Below are 17,550 nucleotides of genomic sequence, written 5' to 3' on the forward strand. Positions count from 1 at the left end.
GAGGCTAACAGCTAAGCCGAAACGCCCTATATTGATCAGGAGTTAAGATGCGATATGACCCTAACAAGTATCAGATACTGCAGCTGCCGAGCCCATTATTACTGTTTTGGGCCATCAATCCCGTATTGGCAATTAACGAATTAGTATTAGGTCAACGGCTTCCCAAGGTCACGCTCATTGAAAAACACAGTAAGCAGCCATTATTAGCCAGACAAGTTGTTCCCTGCCCACATTGCCATGCGATGAATCCAGGCATGTTATGGAGTAATGGCAATGCATTCGGCCATTGGTTTGGCTATGTTTGCCCAGAATGCAGTGGCGTTATCCCCTGTTTATGGAATTTCACCAGTTTATTGCTACTGACACTGAGTGCACCACTGTGGTGGTTGATGAAGAAACCACTTAAGAAACGCTCGCTCGCAAGAAGCTATCAAAAAGTAACCGCAATGAAAGCCAACCCTCCTACACCTAATAAAAATCACTGTTCCATAAAAATCGGACAAGCTTTTGCGGTTATGACATTTCTGCTGATGCTGTTGATACCGACCAACGAGCCAAGTTGGAGCTTGCAGCAAGCGGGTATAAGTCTGCTGCTAAGCAGCTTTTTAGGGGTTATGTTTGCACAGCTGATGGCGTTAATCATGTCGCGATCAAAAAAGCGCTATTGATATTAGCGCTTTAATGAGTAAGTGGTTTTAGGCGGGAGTGATTAATCCTTAATAGTGACCTTTTCGATAATGATTTGCTCTTTAGGCACGTCGTCGTGACCTGCTTGAGAAACCGTTTTAGCTCGACCTATTTTAGTGACCACATCCATTCCCGCCGTTACCTTACCAAACACAGCATAACCCCAGCCTGCATTAGTCGTCGCGGTATAATCAAGAAATGCATTGTCGCCTAAATTAATAAAAAACTGACCAGTAGCAGAGTGCGGTGCATCAGTACGTGCCATCGCAAGCGTACCTCTGAGGTTTTTAAGGCCTCGATTGGCTTCATTGACAATAGCAGCACGGGTTGGCTTTTCTTCCATTTCAGCAGTAAAACCACCGCCTTGTGCCATAAAGCCTTTAATCACCCGATGAAAAATGGTGCCTTGGTAAAAACCATCTTCACAATATTTGAGGAAGTTTTTAGCGCTAACGGGGGCTTTGTCGAAATCGAGCTCTATCTCAATATCGCCAAAGTTAGTGGTAAAAATAATCATATCAACTCGCAAGCCGCAAAAAAGAGCGCATAGTATACCTTGTGTTGCTAGCCTCTATCTCGATTTTGCACTTCTTTAAAGCAAAAGTGCGCATCGCTCTCAGCAGGTTAACGCGCGACATTAACCACCGCCTCACTAGCTTGGTTTTTATATCGCTGAAACATCTCTTCAAGCGACTCAATCGGTTGATTAAAGCCTTTGCTATTAAGAAACTCTGCGTTATACAGCTTGGACGAAGAACGCTCTGCTAAGTCACAATAAAAAGTCACAATCGTATTGCCCTTGCCCATTTTCGCCGCGGCATAGAGTGCCCCTGCAACATTCAGCGCAGCACTGCTGCCGAGCACAATGCCATCCTCACGCTGAACATGACGTGCAATGGCAATAAGGTCGAGATCGGGCAAGGTGATCGCTTTATCGACTCTAGCCTGCTTAAAGTTCTCGACAAGGCGCATGATCCCTATCCCTTCGGTAAACGAACTGCCACTTGATACATACTCACCTGATTTTAGGTAGGCATATATGCCGGAACCGTCGGGATCAACCAACCATGTTTGCAACGCTGGGTTTTGTTCTGATAAATAACGAGAGTTACCCGCAATCGTACCGCCAGTGCCCGCCACCGACACTAGCGCATCGATGCTGCCATTGGTTTGCTGCCAGATCTCCGGCCCAGTGTGCTGATAATGCGCTTTGCTGTTGCTGGTATTCTCAAATTGATCGGCCCACCAATAATCATCATTAGCCTCCGCCAAACGCTTTGCCGTATGGTAAAAATGATCGGGGTTGGCAAATGGGCAAGCATCAACCAACATCAGTTTGGCACCGTGTAGAGTGATCATCTGCTCTTTTTCTGACGCTTGGCCTCGCGGCATCACCGCCAACATGTTGAACCCCAGTGCTTTAGCCACCAGCGCTAAACCAATACCGGTGTTGCCCGCTGTACCTTCAACAATTGTCATGCCCGGCTTTAGCTTGCCATTTTCAATGGCATCGGTAACCAACTGCAGTGCAGCACGATCTTTAATCGAACCACCTGGATTTTGTTGCTCACATTTAATTAAAATTTCACAGCCACTCAGCGTAGATAAGCTGTCGATCCGCAGCAGATCGGTATGACCTATAAGCTGGGTGATATTGCTCGATAATGAGGGATATTCCATAGATTGCCTTATCTGTTAGCAGTAATAATAAAGACTAGGCCCAACTGCTATTAAGCAGGTTGCGACAACAAGCATCGCGGTATAGCTGTTATGGCCAATGATGATAGTGGGCAAACAATTAATAATACGTCTTTATCTAAGGTAGCACAGGATGAAAGTACAATTTGCTTGTAATCATAGCCCCACACTAAGGGGTTCTGATCAGGCATTGGCAAGATCAACCATCAAACCCCAACATTAAGGCTTACATTATTGCGAATTTACATTACAAATTGTTTCATTTGTAATAAAGTTGCAACCTCTACTAATTGCATTCCTGTTTGTTAAAACATATTAGCAAAACCAAAGGATTATTTATGATGTTGGGTTCAACAAAATTACTGCTGCTAGTTATCGTCACTACACTTGGCTTATCCGCTTGTGGTGGGGGAGACTCTAGCGAAACTTGGGTGCAAGGTCAGTTTGCTAGTGACTCTAGTTTAGTTAACCAATGCAGAGCCAATCAAACCGGTAGCGCAGAGACTGAAAAGCTTTGGTTACGTTCGTGGAGTAATGATACCTATCTTTGGTACAACGAGATTGTCGATCTCAGCCCAGCTCCATACACAGTTGCTGAGTATTTTGATCTTTTGAAAACGGAAAACAATTCAGTTTCCGGCAATAAAAAAGATAAATACCACTTCTCAATGTCTACCGCTGAATGGGAACAGCTAAATCAATCTGGTGCTTCAGTAGGCTACGGTCTCAATTTCAAGCTCACGAACGCTTCCCAAAGTGGTGCCCGTAACGTGACCGTCACTTACAATGAGCCCAACTCTCCCGCCAGCGACAATAACCTCACTCGCGGTGCGGTAATTGTAGAAGTTGATGGCGTAAACGTAAAAGATGCCGCCGATAGCGCCAGTATAGACATCATCAGGGCGGGGCTATTTCCAAGCCAAGAGGGTAAAGAAACCGTTTTTATCGTGCGCGATTTAGATGCTGTAGCAGATCGAACGGTAACATTAACAGCTAAAACCATTATCTCGACCCCAGTACAAAATACTAAAACGATTCAAACACCCAAGGGTAAAGTGGGTTATCTGCAGTTTAATGCGCATATTGCCACCGCTGAACGCGGGCTATTTGATGCTGTGACCACATTGAGCCAAGCAGGTATTAACGATCTGGTCATCGACCTTAGGTATAACGGCGGCGGATTACTCGCGATGGCAAGCCAACTCGGCTACATGATTGCCGGTAAAGATGCCACCACCAACCGCACCTTTGAAGAAACCAGCTTCAATGACAAATATCCAAATACCAACCCAGTGAACAATCAGGCCTTATCGCCCATGCCCTTTATAGACGAAACACTGGGGTTTAATACTGCATTACTCACTGGCGGTTCCACACTTCCAACACTCGATCTTAAACGAGTGTATGTGCTTACGACCTCAAGTACTTGCTCTGCTAGTGAAGCGTTAATGAACGGTTTACGCGGTGTCGATATCGAAGTCATTCAATTAGGCGGCACAACCTGTGGTAAACCCTACGGTTTTTATCCAACACCTAACTGTGGCACCACCTACTTTACGATTCAGTTTAAAGGCGTGAATGACAAGGGGTTTGGTGAATACTCTGACGGCTTTGTGCCTTCGACTAGCCCAACACTCGCCAGTGAGGTTCAAGGTTGTATGCTTGATGATGATTTAGGGCATGCACTGGGTGATACGGATGAACGCCTATTAAGTGCTGCGCTTTATTATCGAGATAACGAGCGCTGCCCAGCAATTGCCGCTGGCGTTGCTCGCTCTCAAGCCGTCAATGAATTTATCGATGAAGGCTTTATGCTAAAAGATGAGCGTAACCAGTCGTTCTTGCAAAACAACCGTATCATTATCGATATGAAAGGAGCTTTATAATGCTACGGCGAGTGTTTGGCACCGTGCTTACAATGGGCGTGATCGGCCTAGGTGGCTGCGGTGCTTTTGCTGAAAATGACACTAAAGCGGTACCTGCCGTATTAGTATCATCGACTGCCAATAACACTCGCCTGCTCGAGCAAGCCATTGCCAGTTTACTCAAGGCTAACAAGATACAAATAGGCCAAACAGCATTTACTCAAAGCAGTTTGCTGGCCATTGAACGTGCGCCCCATAAAGACCCTAGTGGCCAATTAATTATGGGCAGAAACGATGAGATGCCACAAATGGTGCAGCTGATGATCCAAGCTGATGTTTGCTCCATTAAACTGCCAGACAGTGATGAAACAAGGGCTTTGCCCGAGCTAAAATGCCAAGCTGAATAGGTTATCCAATAACGAAAAAAACGTCTTTTTAGACGTTTTTTTATTGCGTGCAAAAAAAGAGTCGCTACAAATTACGTGATTAATTCAACCTTAAATTTTCAGTCAATATTCGCATCCTTATGAGTATCAGTAATGGGCCAGTACTGGCTGGTTGACAATACCGCGAGAAGTTGAGACGTTGAACCATCACTGACAGCCATCACGGAAAGATAACGATGAACGATGATAACCGCTACTTTTACGAACCCAGTAAAGGCCATGGACTGCCCCACGATCCGTTAAGTGCAATTATAGGTCCGCGGCCCATTGGTTGGATCTCATCGAGGAACGCTCAAGGGCAGCGCAATCTTGCTCCCTACAGCTTTTTTAACTGCTTTAACTATCGCCCACCCATTATTGGTTTTGCCAGCATCGGTTGGAAAGACAGTGTCGCCAATATAGCTGAGACCAAAGAGTTTATCTGGAATTTAGCCACCAGAGAGCTTGCCGAGAAAATGAATCAAAGCTCAGTCGTTTTACCTAACTCCGAAGATGAATTCAATTTTTCTGGGCTCACTGCAACACCAGGAACGGTTGTAGCTGCCGATCGCGTAGCTGAAAGCCCAGTCAATTTTGAATGTAAGCTCTCCCAGCTCATTCAACTACAAGGCGCTAATGGTGATAAAATTGATAGCTGGTTAGTCTTAGGGGAAGTGGTTGCCGTGCATATTGCCAAACACCTACTTAGCGCCCAGGGTGAATACCTAACCTCAGATGCCGAGCCAATATTACGCGCTGGTGGCCCCACTGCTTACTACAGCATTACCGAAGAAAACCGCTTCGATTTACAACGCCCTAAAGCGCCTTAATCTAACTGAATACCGTGTCAGCAAAAATGTGCCTAGGCTTAAAAGGGAATAACCCTTTTTTCACCAATGCACCTTGAGTGGAAAAGTCTGAGGCACTCTGAATTGGTCAAATACTTAAGGTAATTGGTATTACTCCTCTTCGATACGGTTCAACATCAGATAATTTTATTTTACCAAAGCGTCGAATTAGCTGTCATGAGTGATAGAATCCCCCCTCTATTTTACTTAATTTGCATATGAAGGCAGTTCAATGAATCCGATTCTTGCTATCTTAAAAGAACACAATATCAGTGACGCACAAATCAGTGAGCTGTTCCAAACACTGACTGAAAATCCAATGATGGCGATGGCGACCGTTGGCCAGTTAGGTATTCCAGCAGAAAAGCTGCAACAGATGATGGGCTTAGTAATGCAAGCGCCAGGTCTAATTAAAGAAGCTGTCACCGAGCTTGGATTAGATTTTTCAAAAGTTGAAGCAGCAAAAGCTCAGTTACAACAGTAACAAAAAAGATTTTTGTGGGAAGAGAGTTAATCAACTCTCCTTCCCCACACCTCCAAACAAGTCACCGCCCTCGATATTTATCTTCAAAAGCTCACTGTTAATCTCCGTCACAATCCATTGTTCCCTAACAGCCATTAACAACCTATTAGACTTATCCTCTTGTTTGTAAACTTACTAGAACTGTTCCCTCTGTCACGATAATCAATAAAATTTTTGCGCTATACTTGCACCATAACACTTGGTCACTTTGCCAAATGATAAAGTATTGAACGCCTATCGGGTTACCCACGAAGGACATTAGTATGACAGAACAGGAACAACTGCGACTAACTGCTCGTGCAGCAGTGCTCAAAGCGCTGGCGCATCCAACACGTCTATGGCTGTTAGAACAATTACAGCAACAAGAGCATTGCGTTTGCGATCTCACCGATGGTGTTAACGCCGATATTTCAACGGTATCTAAACATTTATCGGTATTAAAACAGGCGGGAATTATCAGTAGCCGCCGCGATGGAAAAAATATCTTCTATCGCCTTGAAACCCCTTGCCTATTAAAAATGTTTGGCTGTGTTGAGGCGGTATTGGAAAAGAATGCCAAAGCTCAAGCCGCATTGCTTAAGCCCTCTTAAACAGTACACACTTTGCTAAGTGTTAATCGCAATAATCTACGTACATTAATTAAAAATGGGACAACAATATGAAAATTGAAATATTAGGAAGTGGTTGTAAAAAGTGCACCAACTTAGCCGCCGATGTAGAGCAAGTTGCCAAGGGATTAGCGCTAGACTTTGAACTTGAAAAGGTCACCGATATGACAACCATTCTAGATTATGGTGTCATGTCGACACCCGCTATTGTCATTAATGGCGTGGTAATGAGCGCGGGGAATGTGCCTTCCCATGCTGAAATTGAGCTGTTATTAAATCAAGCTAACAACACTCAATAAGCGTCTGTCACTATTTATCTATAGCTCGTCATCGGTAAATAGTCATCAGTGGGCTAGCAAGAGAGCGCTAGTGACAGCTAACGACGATTGCTAACTTTCTCTAACCCCTTTAGCGAGGTAAACCAATGTTGATTTGGTTTTCAGTACTTGCCGATTGGCTGGTTTATGATTTATTAGGCTTATCCAGCCAAAACCAACTTGGCCAAGCGGTACATTTTTTTGTTGAAGACACCACCAAGATATTTGCCCTGCTGATTGTGATGATCTATGCCATTGGCTGGTTACGAGCGTCACTTAATGTTGAACGAGTACGTGACTATTTATCAGGTAAACCCAAACTGGTCGGTTATGGTTTAGGATCTGGATTTGGCGCAATTACCCCCTTTTGCTCCTGTTCAAGTATTCCGGTGTTTCTAGGCTTCACCTCCGCGGGCATCCCCATCGGTATTACCATGGCCTTTTTGCTCACCTCCCCTTTGATCAATGAAGTTGCGATTCTATTACTGTTCAGCTTATTAGGGTTAAAAGTCACGCTGTTATACGTCTTAACGGGCATAACCATAGGGATATTGGGTGGCGCGCTACTCGACTTATTAAAAGCCGAGCGCTGGTTACAACCCTTAGCCGCTAAAGCCTATGCTAGAGGCCAACTATCGACCGCAACAGCAATACCACCAGGCCAATCATCGACCCAAGCTGCTAGCACGATGGGCTGGCAACAGCGACATCAGTTTGCTAAGTCTGAAACGGTTGAGATATTTGGACGAGTATGGAAATGGGTCATTATCGGTGTAGGCATAGGCGCGGCGCTACATGGGTTTGTGCCTGCTGGCTGGTTAGAAGCCAATTTAGGTGATGGCCAATGGTGGTCTGTTCCGCTTGCAGTATTAATGGGGATCCCACTGTATGCCAATGCGACTGGCGTAATACCCGTATTAGAAAGCTTGTTGCTACAAGGCGTGCCATTAGGAACGACACTGGCATTTTGCATGAGTACTGTTGCTGTTAGCTTCCCAGAATTTGTGATGTTAAAGCAAGTAATGCAATGGCGTTTATTGGCACTTTTATTTGTACTGCTACTGGTGTCATTTACCATTCTAGGTTGGGTGTTAAATCTGGTTTAACGGCTAGCTAGCAAGGTTATGGTTTACTTAACGTCGCCTTAGGCCCCAAAAATGATTTATCACATCATCTACAACCATTATCCCCTCTTTTAAAAGAGAGGGGATTTTCTACTACTGATCGCCTTCAAAAGCGGCTAACCACGTTTTGAGCAGTTGATTTAATTCCGGCTTTTCTGCATCCGATAACTGCTGAACTAACTGATGCTGAATACGCACATGCTCTTCAATCGCTTCATCAATAATAGCAAAGCCTTTTTCGGTCAAACCAACAGAAACACTACGGCGATCTTCAGTGCTGTGCACCCGTTCAATAAACCCCTTAGATTCAAGCTTATCTAAACGATTTGTCATCGCGCCAGAGGTCAACATCATTGACGACAACAAGGCTGACGGGGTCAAGTTAAAAGGTTCGCCAGAGCGACGCAGTGTCGCGAGCACATCAAACTCCCCCAATGTTAGCCCATATTGTTTATGACAAGCTGCGATTTCTGCTTCAATATGCTTTTGCAAACGCATTATGCGTCCAAAAATTTCCATCGGTAGCGTTTGCAAGTGTGGCTTTTCTTCGCCCCATTGTGCGACGACTTTATCGATATCATCCATTTCACACCATACTCTGTTTGTTAAACGGCTAAATTAAACTTAACGCAAAGATACTTTATAAGAAGATACTTTACAAAAATAAATTAGAGGTTCACAATCAGCTTATATCTTTACGTGAAGATACTTAACTCTAAGGTAGTATATGAATATTTTTCTAGCCATGATCCCCGCCTTTTTTTGGGGGACGACTTATGCCATGACGCAGTTTACGCTGCCTGACTGGCCCCCTTTATTGCTCGGTGCCATTCGTGCTTTGCCAGCAGGACTGATCTTACTAGCCCTTAAGCCTAGCCTGCCCAAGAAAGCGGATTGGCCTGTACTGATTAAGTTAGGCGCCATCAACATTGCCGCATTCTTTAGTTTGATTTTTATTATGGCGCTCACGTTACCCTCGGCGATTTCGGGCGTAGGCATGATTTCGGTGCCTGTTTTTGCGATGCTTTTTCATTGGGTGATAAGTAAAAAACGCCCTAATTCACTGCAGGCTGTATTTGGCGCGGTGTTAATCATCTTGGCTTGGAAGCTATTTGACCCTAGTGCTATCACGTTAAATCCGCTCGGATTACTGGCTATGTTTGCCGCTATTAGCTGCATTGTAGTTGGCAGCACCATTATTAAAGCACTCGGGACACGCATTCATTGGTGGACGGTATTAACTTGGCAGTTGATTATTGGTGGGCTGTTACTGTTAGTTGCAGCGTTCATTCATGCACTGTTTTCACCTGAGCAATATGTCAGTGTCATTCAGCAGTTTAGTATGACTAACGGCTTTGGATTGGGCTGGATAATTCTGCTTAATACCGTACTGGGTTACATCATGTATGTGTGGTTATTACAGCGTATGACGGTAGTCGACTTTACCTTTGGCGGCATCGCCAACCCGGTAGCAGGCATTGTGAGTGGCATGGTCTTGTTAGGAGAGTCATTTACTCCACATCAGTATTTATTGATGGCCAGCATGATCCTAGCGTCTATCGCCCCCACCTTAATCCAAATGCTCCGCCAACGTATTAGGGGCAGTTGAAAACCTTGCTTATTAAATTAAGTGACAATAACAACAAACATCAACGGTAGCGTTAAAGCTACCGTTGATGCCACCATTAATAACGACCTTGTTATTAAACTCGTACCTTGCGTTCAAAACCCTCCACTTGCTACAAAGAGAGCTAGCGCTATTACTTGAAGGTGAAGCTAGTTTATCGGTCTAAATCCAGCGTAACTCACTTTTACGCTCTGGGTTGCACTCTCTATTCCGCTATCTGGAGCCACCTTACTCAATAAAGGCTCTGGCTCAGCACCACCACTGCAGCCGCACCCACCGCCAGTACTGCCACAGCAACCGTCTTTTTTTAGATGATTAAGCGAGGCTCTGCCCTCTGATGCATTAAGCAGTCGAAGACTCACATCGCTACAGCTTGTTAATAGCTGCTCAATGCCTAAGGTGTTATCACCTTGACTCACGCTTATTCCAGCATCGAGTAATTTACCCAGCATGCGTTCGCCAATATTTTGCACCATTACAATATCGGCTTTTTGCTCTTTGATTAGATTCAGCATTGCTTTTTTTGCACTACAACCACCGGCCAATGCTGGGTTGTCAAAACTCGTCACCAGATGATGATATTCATTAAAAAAGCCAATACGTTGTGCTTTAGTAAAGTGGCCTGCGAGTCGACCTCGACTCATTGGCATTGCAATAATCATAAAACTTCCTTATTGGGTGTTGGCCGATTGAGGGAGCACCAGCGCATGACCTTCAGTGATAGCCCTTGCCACCTTTTGCCGCGCACTAGCGAGTAAATAACCAAATGTTTGCCGTGAGATCCCCATCGATGCCGCGGCGTCAATTTGGCTCATCTTCTTCACATCGCCCAAACTCAACGCCTCAAACTCATCGGCGTCGAGTTGAATTTTTTCGAGTTCGACGGACGGAACACCATTAGGTTTAAACAGGCTATAGGGTGCGCAACAGGATAAGTGTCGACATTTTTTGGGTCTGGACATAAATCAGCCTAATCAACGGATATAGATGAAACAGCCATTCTTCATCGCTGCCTTAGTTATTGGCCTACGCCAATAACTGTATGGTATTGCAATCACCCAACAACAAACTGTGGCTTAGTTCACACTGGTCAATATTCGCACTCGCTTAACCTTATCGGAGAATATGCATTTATTAACGCGCAATAGCCCGCTATAAAACAGGTAATAAACGATTCAGATATTGGACTAGGGTTAGGTGAATATTCACAGCCTTAGTTCTAGCGATAAGTTAGTAACGAATGACTGCGGTTTTGCGATCGACTAAACAGTTGAGCCCTTTGATAGACGGTAAAATACTCACAGCGAAAACAAGCCGCTTTGATGGTTAAATCAACCTTCACACATTGCGACATAACACTAATTAGTCTCTACGCTATACAAACTGGCCATTACGCTCTCAGCAAAAGATCATCGACTTACCGCGCTCAAATCTGGAGTTCATGTGATATCAAAATTACCCAAATGGGTTGAATATGGCGCCTTTATTCTTGCGCTGACAGCAGGCTGTATCAATGCGATTGGATTGATGGGGTTTGAGCATCAATCGGTATCTCATCTATCTGGCACCGCCACTTTAGTTGGCACCCAGTTACTGAACTCATCACCTAAAATGTTATTTCATCTTATTGGGCTCCTTGTCAGTTTTATGCTGGGCGCCACATTATCGGGTGCACTGCTATCTGGGAGCTCAGTTAAACTTGGCCGCCATTACGATACCTTGCTTATTATCGAAGCCTCACTGCTTCTTTTTGCTATTTATTTTCTGCAAGGGGGGACCTATTTTGGCCACTATCTGGCATCTGCGGCCTGTGGATTGCAAAATGCGTTGGCGACAACCTATAGTGGCGCGATTGTCAGAACAACACATGTCACGGGGATATTTACAGATCTTGGGATCATGTTAGGAGGTTGGTTCAAAGGGGAAATTTTTGATAAACGCAAAGCGGTACTGTTTTTACTTATCATCACAGGCTTTATCTGTGGTGGCACAATAGGCGCGGTGCTATTTCACCATTTTCAATTCTACGCGCTCAGTATTCCCGCTGGGATCTGCATCATTTTAGCCATCAGCTATCGTCTATATAAAGTAAAAACGGCTATCATCACTATAAAGTAACAGTACAAACTCAGCCCATTATCTCTCTAATTTTGATAAAAAATAACGCTTTATCAATGGTAAAGAACACCTATAAATCACTTATATTGGCGCTTTTAGCACCTAAAATTATCTCCTGAGGCATTGCAGTAAAGATTCATCAGCAAACAAGTATGTTAGGCGAAACTCATTAGCTTTAGAATCGAGAACCTCAACGACACTATGCCAATTTATAACAGAAAAAACGGATCTAGAATCAGAAAAACAAGTAAAAAAGATACTTTAACCTCAATTGTTTTAAGATTATATTTATTAATAATAACCAACAACATCAATTATCCCCTCCCAATTTAAACAAAAAACAACACATAGTTATAAGATAATATTAAAATGAAAATCCCTTTAAAACTTCCCTACCAACATAACTTATAGAAAACAACAAATATAATGCCATTAATAAATCTTTTTTAAAAATATAAATAGCACAACTTTAATGAAATATATTATTTAATTTAAAGCATTCTAACAATAATAAACAATTAACTAATTTGGCTCAGAAAAACAAACCGTTACGACACACTCCAGTTGTAATTCTTTAAGTTACCCCAGCTAAAGCGCCACCAAAAATGAAACATTTACATTACAAATAAGAAGATTTCACCCTAACGCAGAAAAACGTCACTCACTAAATTAGAACAAGCACTTACAACTGGATCGCTGATAAACACTACAGTTAAGTACCCACTAAGTCGTACCTCTAACTAGGTATTTGTTAGATTTTTCTTATTTTGTTAACAACTCACTTTTGTAAATTTATTGATCACACTCACGTTGTTGTTAATAAAATGTGTAGCAACAACACCCCTCATGTTAATAATGCACCCGTTCTATATTAATAAGACTAGATGAGTTTAATTAATATAGAAAACAAATTAGACAAATCTATAGTACAAATAAAAATAAACATTTTAACGCATAAGATAAATCTAAATAAGTAAATAATCAAAAGTAAAATAACAAATATAGTTATTTAAAGGAGTTATGATGAGATTACAAAAGCTTGCTATCGCTGTAGCAGTAATGACTGCATTATCCGGTTGTAATAGTGATGACGATTCAGCTAAGACCTGTTCTGATGGTACCATTTTAGATACAAACACTAATACTTGTGTCACTGTTCCACCTGTCGTCGTACCGCCAGTCGTCGTACCACCAGTCGTAGTGCCACCAGTAGCGACTGATTTCTACAATAGCGACAACTGGAAAGAAACCTTCCCTGATCAGCATACTACTTGGCTAGAAACTGAAGAAACTAACCCAGTATCAGGCGTACCAACTGATATATTGGAAATAAATCCAAACCTAGTGAGTGCATGGGCGGGTTACGGTTTTGCTAAAGACTACAACCGCGCTCGCGGTCACCAGTTTGCACTAACGGACATTATCAAAACTCTTCGTACTGGCGCTCCACTGGTAGGTCACGACGGCGTCGTTGTTGGTGAAGCGATGAAAGCAAGTTGCTGGTCTTGTAAATCTCCTGACGTAGCCCGTATGTATGACGAGGTTGGCGAAGGGAAATTTGCTGATAACGGCTGGTCTGTTTGGGGCAAAGAGATGACTAACGTCATTGGCTGCGCCGACTGTCATGAATTAGGCGAAAATACACTGCGCCTAAGCCGTCCATACACAGAACGTGCAATGGACAAAGTTGAGCTTACCTTTGCGGCTCAAGACCACACTGTTCAAGCTGGTCAAACTTGTGCTCAGTGCCACGTAGAATACTACTTCGACGGCGGCGATTCTAAGAAAGTACGTTACCCGTGGGATCATTGGGTACCCGCTGTTGACACCGATTACGCAAATGTTACTGACTACCAAGGGACTGATAATCTTTATAAAGGTTACGCAGCAGAAGCTCAGCTAGCTTACTACGACAACATCGACTTTAAAGATTGGACTAATGCCATCTCTGGTGCACCGTCGCTAAAAGCGCAACACCCTGAGTTTGAAAACATGTCAGACCGCGCTAAACACAAAGGACCAAACCATTTAGAGTTTAGCTGTAATACCTGCCATATGCCTAAATCGACTAACTCTGAAGGCCAAGAGTACTCAAACCATAAAGTCACATTTGACGCAGACAAGCTACCCGCAAATTGTACTGCTTGTCATAATGCCGACTATTTAGATATAGACACTATCATTGCTGATCGTAAAGCTGAAATCGACAAATTGCGTTTTGAAGCAAACGGTACCGACCCTCGTCTAACCGAAGTACATTTCAAAGCACAAGCAATTTGGGCTGCAAATGGCATTGAAGGTCTAGACGCTGGCAAAACTATTGGCGAAGCTAAAGCGGCCTATGAAGGCGCACTTGCTGCAGGAAACGAACTGGCTACTGAGATGAACAGCTTATTGGGTCAAGTGCGTAACGCACAATGGTTCTGGGACAGTGCAACCGCATCTCACGGTATCGCTGCGCATAACCCTGAAGAAGCTAAACGCTTACTGACTAAAGCTAATGCGATTCTAGGTGCGGCTATCATTGAAGCTGATACCTTGCTAACTAAGTACGCACCAGAGTATACGTACGACGCTACTCAGTACGATACTAAAGCAAAAGTACAACCTCTTGCTGGTCTTAATTTAGAAGCTATGAAAACAGCTAAAGACAAGTTCGTTGAAGAGCGTGTTAAAAAAGAATGGCCTGCTGAGCTACGTTAATCACGAATGTAGTTAAGTAACCTATTGTCTTCGACCTAAAATGCCAGTCCTCCCACCGACTGGCATTTTTTTTATCTCTGCTATTTATGATTATTTTTCCATTAAGAACGGAAGGTCAATAATCACCACCGCATTAGCGAACTATGTTGAGTTCACCTTTCCTATCGCCATCATCACATCGATACCCAAATGAAAGATCAGTAGTTAAGCAACACATCAATTAAGAATTACTTAACACATCATTAAAAACAGTAAACTATTCTTACCTTTCGATTGGTTTTAACATTCACTGTCGAATCTTTATTGTTACTTGTTGTTACTTGAATATACCCCACCTATTCCTGTTCTCCATTTAATCAATAAACAGGAAATCAAAGTAAATGAAATCAATAACTTTAAGGCTAACGCCAATAAGTTTACTCATATCAGTGGCCCTGGTATCTTCATCTTTTGCCTATGCTCAAGCTAAAGATCTCGATCCGCGTAGTGAGCAGTATGCTAAGAAGTATCCAAAACAGTACCAAAGCTGGAAAAAAACCACTGATTACAGTGACAAACCAGATGAAGTAGCTGAAGACCCAAATCTTGCAGTCTTATGGGCAGGTTATGCCTTTTCAAGAGATTATACCCGCGCCCGCGGCCATCAGTACGCCGTTACCGATCTCAGAGAAACGCTCAGAACCGGTACACCTGATGCAGAGCATCCAGACATGATGCCAATGGCATGTTGGAGCTGTAAGGGACCCGATGTACCAAGAATGATCACTGAGCAGGGAGAAGATGGATTCTTCGAAGGTCAGTGGAGTAAAGGTGGCCCTGAAGTCGTCAATACTATCGGTTGCCAAGATTGCCACGAACCTGGTTCGTCAAAGTTACGTATGGCTAGACCTTTTGCAGAGCGAGCCATGAAAAGCATTGGCTTAACTTGGGAAACCGCTGGACGAAAAGATAAACAAGCTATGGTCTGTGGACAATGTCATGTCGAATACTACTTCGAAGGCAAAAACAAAAGCGCTAAATTCCCTTGGGATAACGGCGTAAAAACGGACCAAGTTGAAGCCTACTTTGACTCAATAGAGTTTACTGATTGGACCCATCAACTCTCGAAAACACCAATGCTCAAGGCACAACATCCAGACTACGAGACTTGGAGTCAGGGGATACATGGTCAAAACAACGTTACCTGTATTGATTGCCATATGCCAAAAGTGGTCAATAAAGAAGGACGTAAATATACCGATCATAGAGTAGGCAATCCATTCGATCGTTTCGAACAGACCTGCGCAAGTTGCCATGATCAAACTAAAGCGCAGTTACAAGATATTGTCGCTCAGCGAAAGGCGAAGATTGATGAGCTGAAGATGAATGCTGAGACGCAATTAGTGCATGCTCACTATGAAACTGCAGCAGCGCTTGCGGCGGGCGCTACTGATGAAGAAGTTCATTCGATTCAGCAAGATATACGTCACGCACAATGGCGCTGGGATCACGCTACCGCTTCACACGGTATAGCCATGCATAACCCTGATGAAGCACTCAGAGTTTTAGGCACTGCTATCGACAGAGCGGCTAACGCCCGTATTAAGCTTGCCAGATTATTGAGTAGCAAAGGAGTTAAACAACCCGTCGCTATTCCAGATATCTCAACCAAAGCAAAAGCACAAGCGGCTATTGGCTTAAACATGGACAAGCTAAACGCCGAAAAGGCCCATTTTATTGAGACAGTACTGCCTCAGTGGGATGAACAAGCTAAATTACGCGAAGCAATATACGACAAAGAGTAACGTTTAAACGTATCTCGCTCACACGGATGTGAGCGACTCAATTTTTCAATGACACTCTTCCGCGATAATCCCCTCTAAAAACCCAGAAAAACCGCTATCTGCTGTAGCGATACTTGAAACAGATTCAAGCTCAGGCGATCCCCAGTATATTAACCATGTCGAATCTCTACTGACATCACGCTGTCAGTAGCCCTGCTATATCCTTGCTGTGTCGCTGAGCCAAGACCTTCATCTCGAATGCTCTCTCAGCTCATACAAGGAGTTCATCATGTTACCTAAAGCAGCCTTAGTTTGGGGCGAGATCCCCGTTACCGATATGGATAGAGCCGTCGCATTTTACACTCAGCATTTCGGCGTCAGTTTCAGACGTGAAGTGATGAATGATATGGAGATGGCCGTGCTAGAAACTGAAGATAAAGACGCCGCCAGCATCGGGTTAGTGAAACATGAGATGATGCAGCCGTCAGCTCATGGTAGTGTGCTTTACCTTCATCTGAGTCAACAGCTCACTGGACTGGTGGATAAAATAGCCCAGGCAGGGGTTAAAGTGTTGCTGCCAGTGATGCCAATAAAAGACGGTGAGTGCGGATTCATTGCGCTATTTCAAGACTGTGAAGGCAATACCGTTGGCCTTTGGTCCCAACAAAAGTAAAACAAAGTAGCGGGCTTAGGCACTGCGCTTGAAATCCATATTCAACGGAGAGAACATGAGTAATATCACCAAGGATGTCGTTTCACCTGAGCGGGTAACGCAAGCCGCTGTCGAACTTGTTGGCTTAATCACAAGGACAAGTAATCTTGCCGAACAGCATGTTAGCACTCAAAAAATAGGCCCTCTTTGGCAGCGTTACTTTACTGAGCGGATGCAAACACACAGCAATACTCAGCTAATGTATGGTGTCTATTACGATTATCAATCGGATATGGAGGGGGAGTTTTCAGTGCTAGCTGGAACCACTGCTACGCAAGATCAGATTTGTGATCTTACGTTAATAGCAGGCGAGTACCTTAAGTTTAGTGCGCAAGGAGAGATGCCCCAATGTGTGGTCAACCTCTGGGGCGAAGTATGGCGCTATTTCGCCTCCGAAAAATGTGAATATCAACGCAGTTACCTCACTGATTATGAAATGTATTTAGATAACAATGGGGTTGAGATCTATATCGGCATTAAGCCCTGAGACTAACCCTACTTTGCCAAACGAATAATAAGAGCCAAGTTTAAT

At 43.7% G+C, this 17,550-nt stretch carries 19 protein-coding genes; 14 read left to right on the forward strand and 5 right to left on the reverse strand.

The annotated features are described in order from the left end of the window. The first annotated feature begins 47 nt into the window (after window positions 1-47). Entirely contained in the window at window positions 48-668 is a 621-nt protein-coding gene (locus tag CXF83_RS20445; RefSeq protein WP_101093515.1) for a hypothetical protein, read from the forward strand. A gap of 41 nt (window positions 669-709) precedes the next feature. Here CXF83_RS20445 and CXF83_RS20450 read toward each other — a convergent pair whose 3' ends face one another. Next, on the reverse strand, window positions 710-1,204 hold the full coding sequence (locus tag CXF83_RS20450) for a peptidylprolyl isomerase (protein ID WP_101093514.1): 495 nt from the start codon (window positions 1,202-1,204) through the stop codon (window positions 710-712). Window positions 1,205-1,311: 107 nt separating this feature from the next. Beyond that, window positions 1,312-2,367 (reverse strand): cysteine synthase A, encoded by a 1,056-nt coding sequence (locus tag CXF83_RS20455; RefSeq protein WP_101093513.1) that lies wholly within the window; start codon window positions 2,365-2,367, stop codon window positions 1,312-1,314. A gap of 356 nt (window positions 2,368-2,723) precedes the next feature. Here CXF83_RS20455 and CXF83_RS20460 point away from each other — a divergent pair, with 356 nt between their 5' ends. The 7 genes from CXF83_RS20460 (at window position 2,724) to CXF83_RS20490 (ending at window position 8,077) form a co-directional block, all read left to right on the forward strand. Continuing rightward, window positions 2,724-4,271, forward strand: coding sequence for a S41 family peptidase (locus CXF83_RS20460; protein WP_101093512.1), 1,548 nt, complete (start codon window positions 2,724-2,726; stop codon window positions 4,269-4,271). Continuing rightward, complete coding sequence (locus CXF83_RS20465; RefSeq protein ID WP_232775166.1) at window positions 4,271-4,657, forward strand: hypothetical protein; 387 nt, start codon at window positions 4,271-4,273, stop codon at window positions 4,655-4,657. The genes CXF83_RS20460 and CXF83_RS20465 overlap by 1 nt, the downstream gene beginning before the upstream one ends. Before the next feature lie 215 nt (window positions 4,658-4,872). Next, window positions 4,873-5,505 (forward strand): flavin reductase family protein, encoded by a 633-nt coding sequence (locus CXF83_RS20470; RefSeq protein ID WP_101093511.1) that lies wholly within the window; start codon window positions 4,873-4,875, stop codon window positions 5,503-5,505. Between the two features lie 250 nt (window positions 5,506-5,755). Beyond that, complete coding sequence (locus CXF83_RS20475) at window positions 5,756-6,007, forward strand: DUF2999 family protein (RefSeq protein ID WP_101093510.1); 252 nt, start codon at window positions 5,756-5,758, stop codon at window positions 6,005-6,007. Between the two features lie 302 nt (window positions 6,008-6,309). Continuing rightward, on the forward strand, window positions 6,310-6,636 hold the full coding sequence (locus CXF83_RS20480; RefSeq protein ID WP_101093509.1) for an ArsR/SmtB family transcription factor: 327 nt from the start codon (window positions 6,310-6,312) through the stop codon (window positions 6,634-6,636). A 68-nt stretch (window positions 6,637-6,704) separates the two neighbouring features. Continuing rightward, entirely contained in the window at window positions 6,705-6,953 is a 249-nt protein-coding gene (locus tag CXF83_RS20485) for a thioredoxin family protein (RefSeq protein ID WP_101093508.1), read from the forward strand. A 125-nt stretch (window positions 6,954-7,078) separates the two neighbouring features. Further along, window positions 7,079-8,077 (forward strand): permease, encoded by a 999-nt coding sequence (locus tag CXF83_RS20490; RefSeq protein WP_101093507.1) that lies wholly within the window; start codon window positions 7,079-7,081, stop codon window positions 8,075-8,077. Window positions 8,078-8,188: 111 nt separating this feature from the next. On the opposite strand, the gene CXF83_RS20495 is transcribed toward CXF83_RS20490, so the two are convergent. Continuing rightward, window positions 8,189-8,680 (reverse strand): MarR family winged helix-turn-helix transcriptional regulator, encoded by a 492-nt coding sequence (locus CXF83_RS20495; protein ID WP_101093506.1) that lies wholly within the window; start codon window positions 8,678-8,680, stop codon window positions 8,189-8,191. A gap of 142 nt (window positions 8,681-8,822) precedes the next feature. On the opposite strand from CXF83_RS20495, the gene CXF83_RS20500 reads away from it, so the two are divergent. Continuing rightward, a complete protein-coding gene (locus CXF83_RS20500) occupies window positions 8,823-9,704 on the forward strand; it encodes a DMT family transporter (protein WP_101093505.1) in 882 nt (293 codons plus the stop codon). A gap of 167 nt (window positions 9,705-9,871) precedes the next feature. Here the strand turns inward: CXF83_RS20500 and CXF83_RS20505 are convergent, their stop codons facing one another. Further along, window positions 9,872-10,384, reverse strand: a complete 513-nt coding sequence (locus CXF83_RS20505) for a NifB/NifX family molybdenum-iron cluster-binding protein (protein ID WP_101093504.1) — start codon at window positions 10,382-10,384, stop codon at window positions 9,872-9,874. Between the two features lie 9 nt (window positions 10,385-10,393). Then, window positions 10,394-10,684, reverse strand: a complete 291-nt coding sequence (locus tag CXF83_RS20510) for a DUF134 domain-containing protein (protein ID WP_101093503.1) — start codon at window positions 10,682-10,684, stop codon at window positions 10,394-10,396. Window positions 10,685-11,165: 481 nt separating this feature from the next. Between CXF83_RS20510 and CXF83_RS20515 the strand changes: the two genes are divergently transcribed. From CXF83_RS20515 to CXF83_RS20535, 5 genes are all read left to right on the forward strand, one after another. Beyond that, the gene (locus tag CXF83_RS20515) at window positions 11,166-11,840 is read left to right on the forward strand and encodes a YoaK family protein (RefSeq protein WP_101093502.1); all 675 of its coding nucleotides are present in this window, start codon (window positions 11,166-11,168) and stop codon (window positions 11,838-11,840) included. A gap of 1,023 nt (window positions 11,841-12,863) precedes the next feature. After that, a complete protein-coding gene (locus CXF83_RS20520; RefSeq protein ID WP_101093501.1) occupies window positions 12,864-14,543 on the forward strand; it encodes an ammonia-forming cytochrome c nitrite reductase subunit c552 in 1,680 nt (559 codons plus the stop codon). Window positions 14,544-14,932: 389 nt separating this feature from the next. Then, window positions 14,933-16,327, forward strand: coding sequence for an ammonia-forming cytochrome c nitrite reductase (nrfA, locus tag CXF83_RS20525; RefSeq protein ID WP_198553583.1), 1,395 nt, complete (start codon window positions 14,933-14,935; stop codon window positions 16,325-16,327). A gap of 268 nt (window positions 16,328-16,595) precedes the next feature. After that, window positions 16,596-16,979 (forward strand): VOC family protein, encoded by a 384-nt coding sequence (locus tag CXF83_RS20530; protein WP_101093499.1) that lies wholly within the window; start codon window positions 16,596-16,598, stop codon window positions 16,977-16,979. 55 nt (window positions 16,980-17,034) lie between these two features. Further along, complete coding sequence (locus tag CXF83_RS20535; protein ID WP_101093498.1) at window positions 17,035-17,505, forward strand: GyrI-like domain-containing protein; 471 nt, start codon at window positions 17,035-17,037, stop codon at window positions 17,503-17,505. The last annotated feature ends 45 nt before the right edge of the window (window positions 17,506-17,550 follow it).

Source organism: Shewanella sp. Choline-02u-19 (assembly GCF_002836205.1).
Lineage (GTDB): Bacteria > Pseudomonadota > Gammaproteobacteria > Enterobacterales > Shewanellaceae > Shewanella.

Bases quoted from the DNA above. Each gene is read 5' to 3' on its own strand.
- CXF83_RS20485 (WP_101093508.1), top strand. From the start codon at position 6,705: ATGAAAATTGAAATATTAGGAAGTGGTTGTAAAAAGTGCACCAACTTA.
- CXF83_RS20460 (WP_101093512.1), top strand. From the start codon at position 2,724: ATGATGTTGGGTTCAACAAAATTACTGCTGCTAGTTATCGTCACTACA.
- CXF83_RS20465 (WP_232775166.1), top strand. From the start codon at position 4,271: ATGCTACGGCGAGTGTTTGGCACCGTGCTTACAATGGGCGTGATCGGC.
- CXF83_RS20470 (WP_101093511.1), top strand. From the start codon at position 4,873: ATGAACGATGATAACCGCTACTTTTACGAACCCAGTAAAGGCCATGGA.
- CXF83_RS20480 (WP_101093509.1), top strand. From the start codon at position 6,310: ATGACAGAACAGGAACAACTGCGACTAACTGCTCGTGCAGCAGTGCTC.
- CXF83_RS20505 (WP_101093504.1), bottom strand. From the start codon at position 10,384: ATGATTATTGCAATGCCAATGAGTCGAGGTCGACTCGCAGGCCACTTT.
- CXF83_RS20510 (WP_101093503.1), bottom strand. From the start codon at position 10,684: ATGTCCAGACCCAAAAAATGTCGACACTTATCCTGTTGCGCACCCTAT.
- CXF83_RS20535 (WP_101093498.1), top strand. From the start codon at position 17,035: ATGAGTAATATCACCAAGGATGTCGTTTCACCTGAGCGGGTAACGCAA.
- CXF83_RS20445 (WP_101093515.1), top strand. From the start codon at position 48: ATGCGATATGACCCTAACAAGTATCAGATACTGCAGCTGCCGAGCCCA.
- CXF83_RS20530 (WP_101093499.1), top strand. From the start codon at position 16,596: ATGTTACCTAAAGCAGCCTTAGTTTGGGGCGAGATCCCCGTTACCGAT.
- CXF83_RS20475 (WP_101093510.1), top strand. From the start codon at position 5,756: ATGAATCCGATTCTTGCTATCTTAAAAGAACACAATATCAGTGACGCA.
- CXF83_RS20490 (WP_101093507.1), top strand. From the start codon at position 7,079: ATGTTGATTTGGTTTTCAGTACTTGCCGATTGGCTGGTTTATGATTTA.
- CXF83_RS20520 (WP_101093501.1), top strand. From the start codon at position 12,864: ATGAGATTACAAAAGCTTGCTATCGCTGTAGCAGTAATGACTGCATTA.
- CXF83_RS20455 (WP_101093513.1), bottom strand. From the start codon at position 2,367: ATGGAATATCCCTCATTATCGAGCAATATCACCCAGCTTATAGGTCAT.
- CXF83_RS20450 (WP_101093514.1), bottom strand. From the start codon at position 1,204: ATGATTATTTTTACCACTAACTTTGGCGATATTGAGATAGAGCTCGAT.
- CXF83_RS20495 (WP_101093506.1), bottom strand. From the start codon at position 8,680: ATGGATGATATCGATAAAGTCGTCGCACAATGGGGCGAAGAAAAGCCA.
- CXF83_RS20500 (WP_101093505.1), top strand. From the start codon at position 8,823: ATGAATATTTTTCTAGCCATGATCCCCGCCTTTTTTTGGGGGACGACT.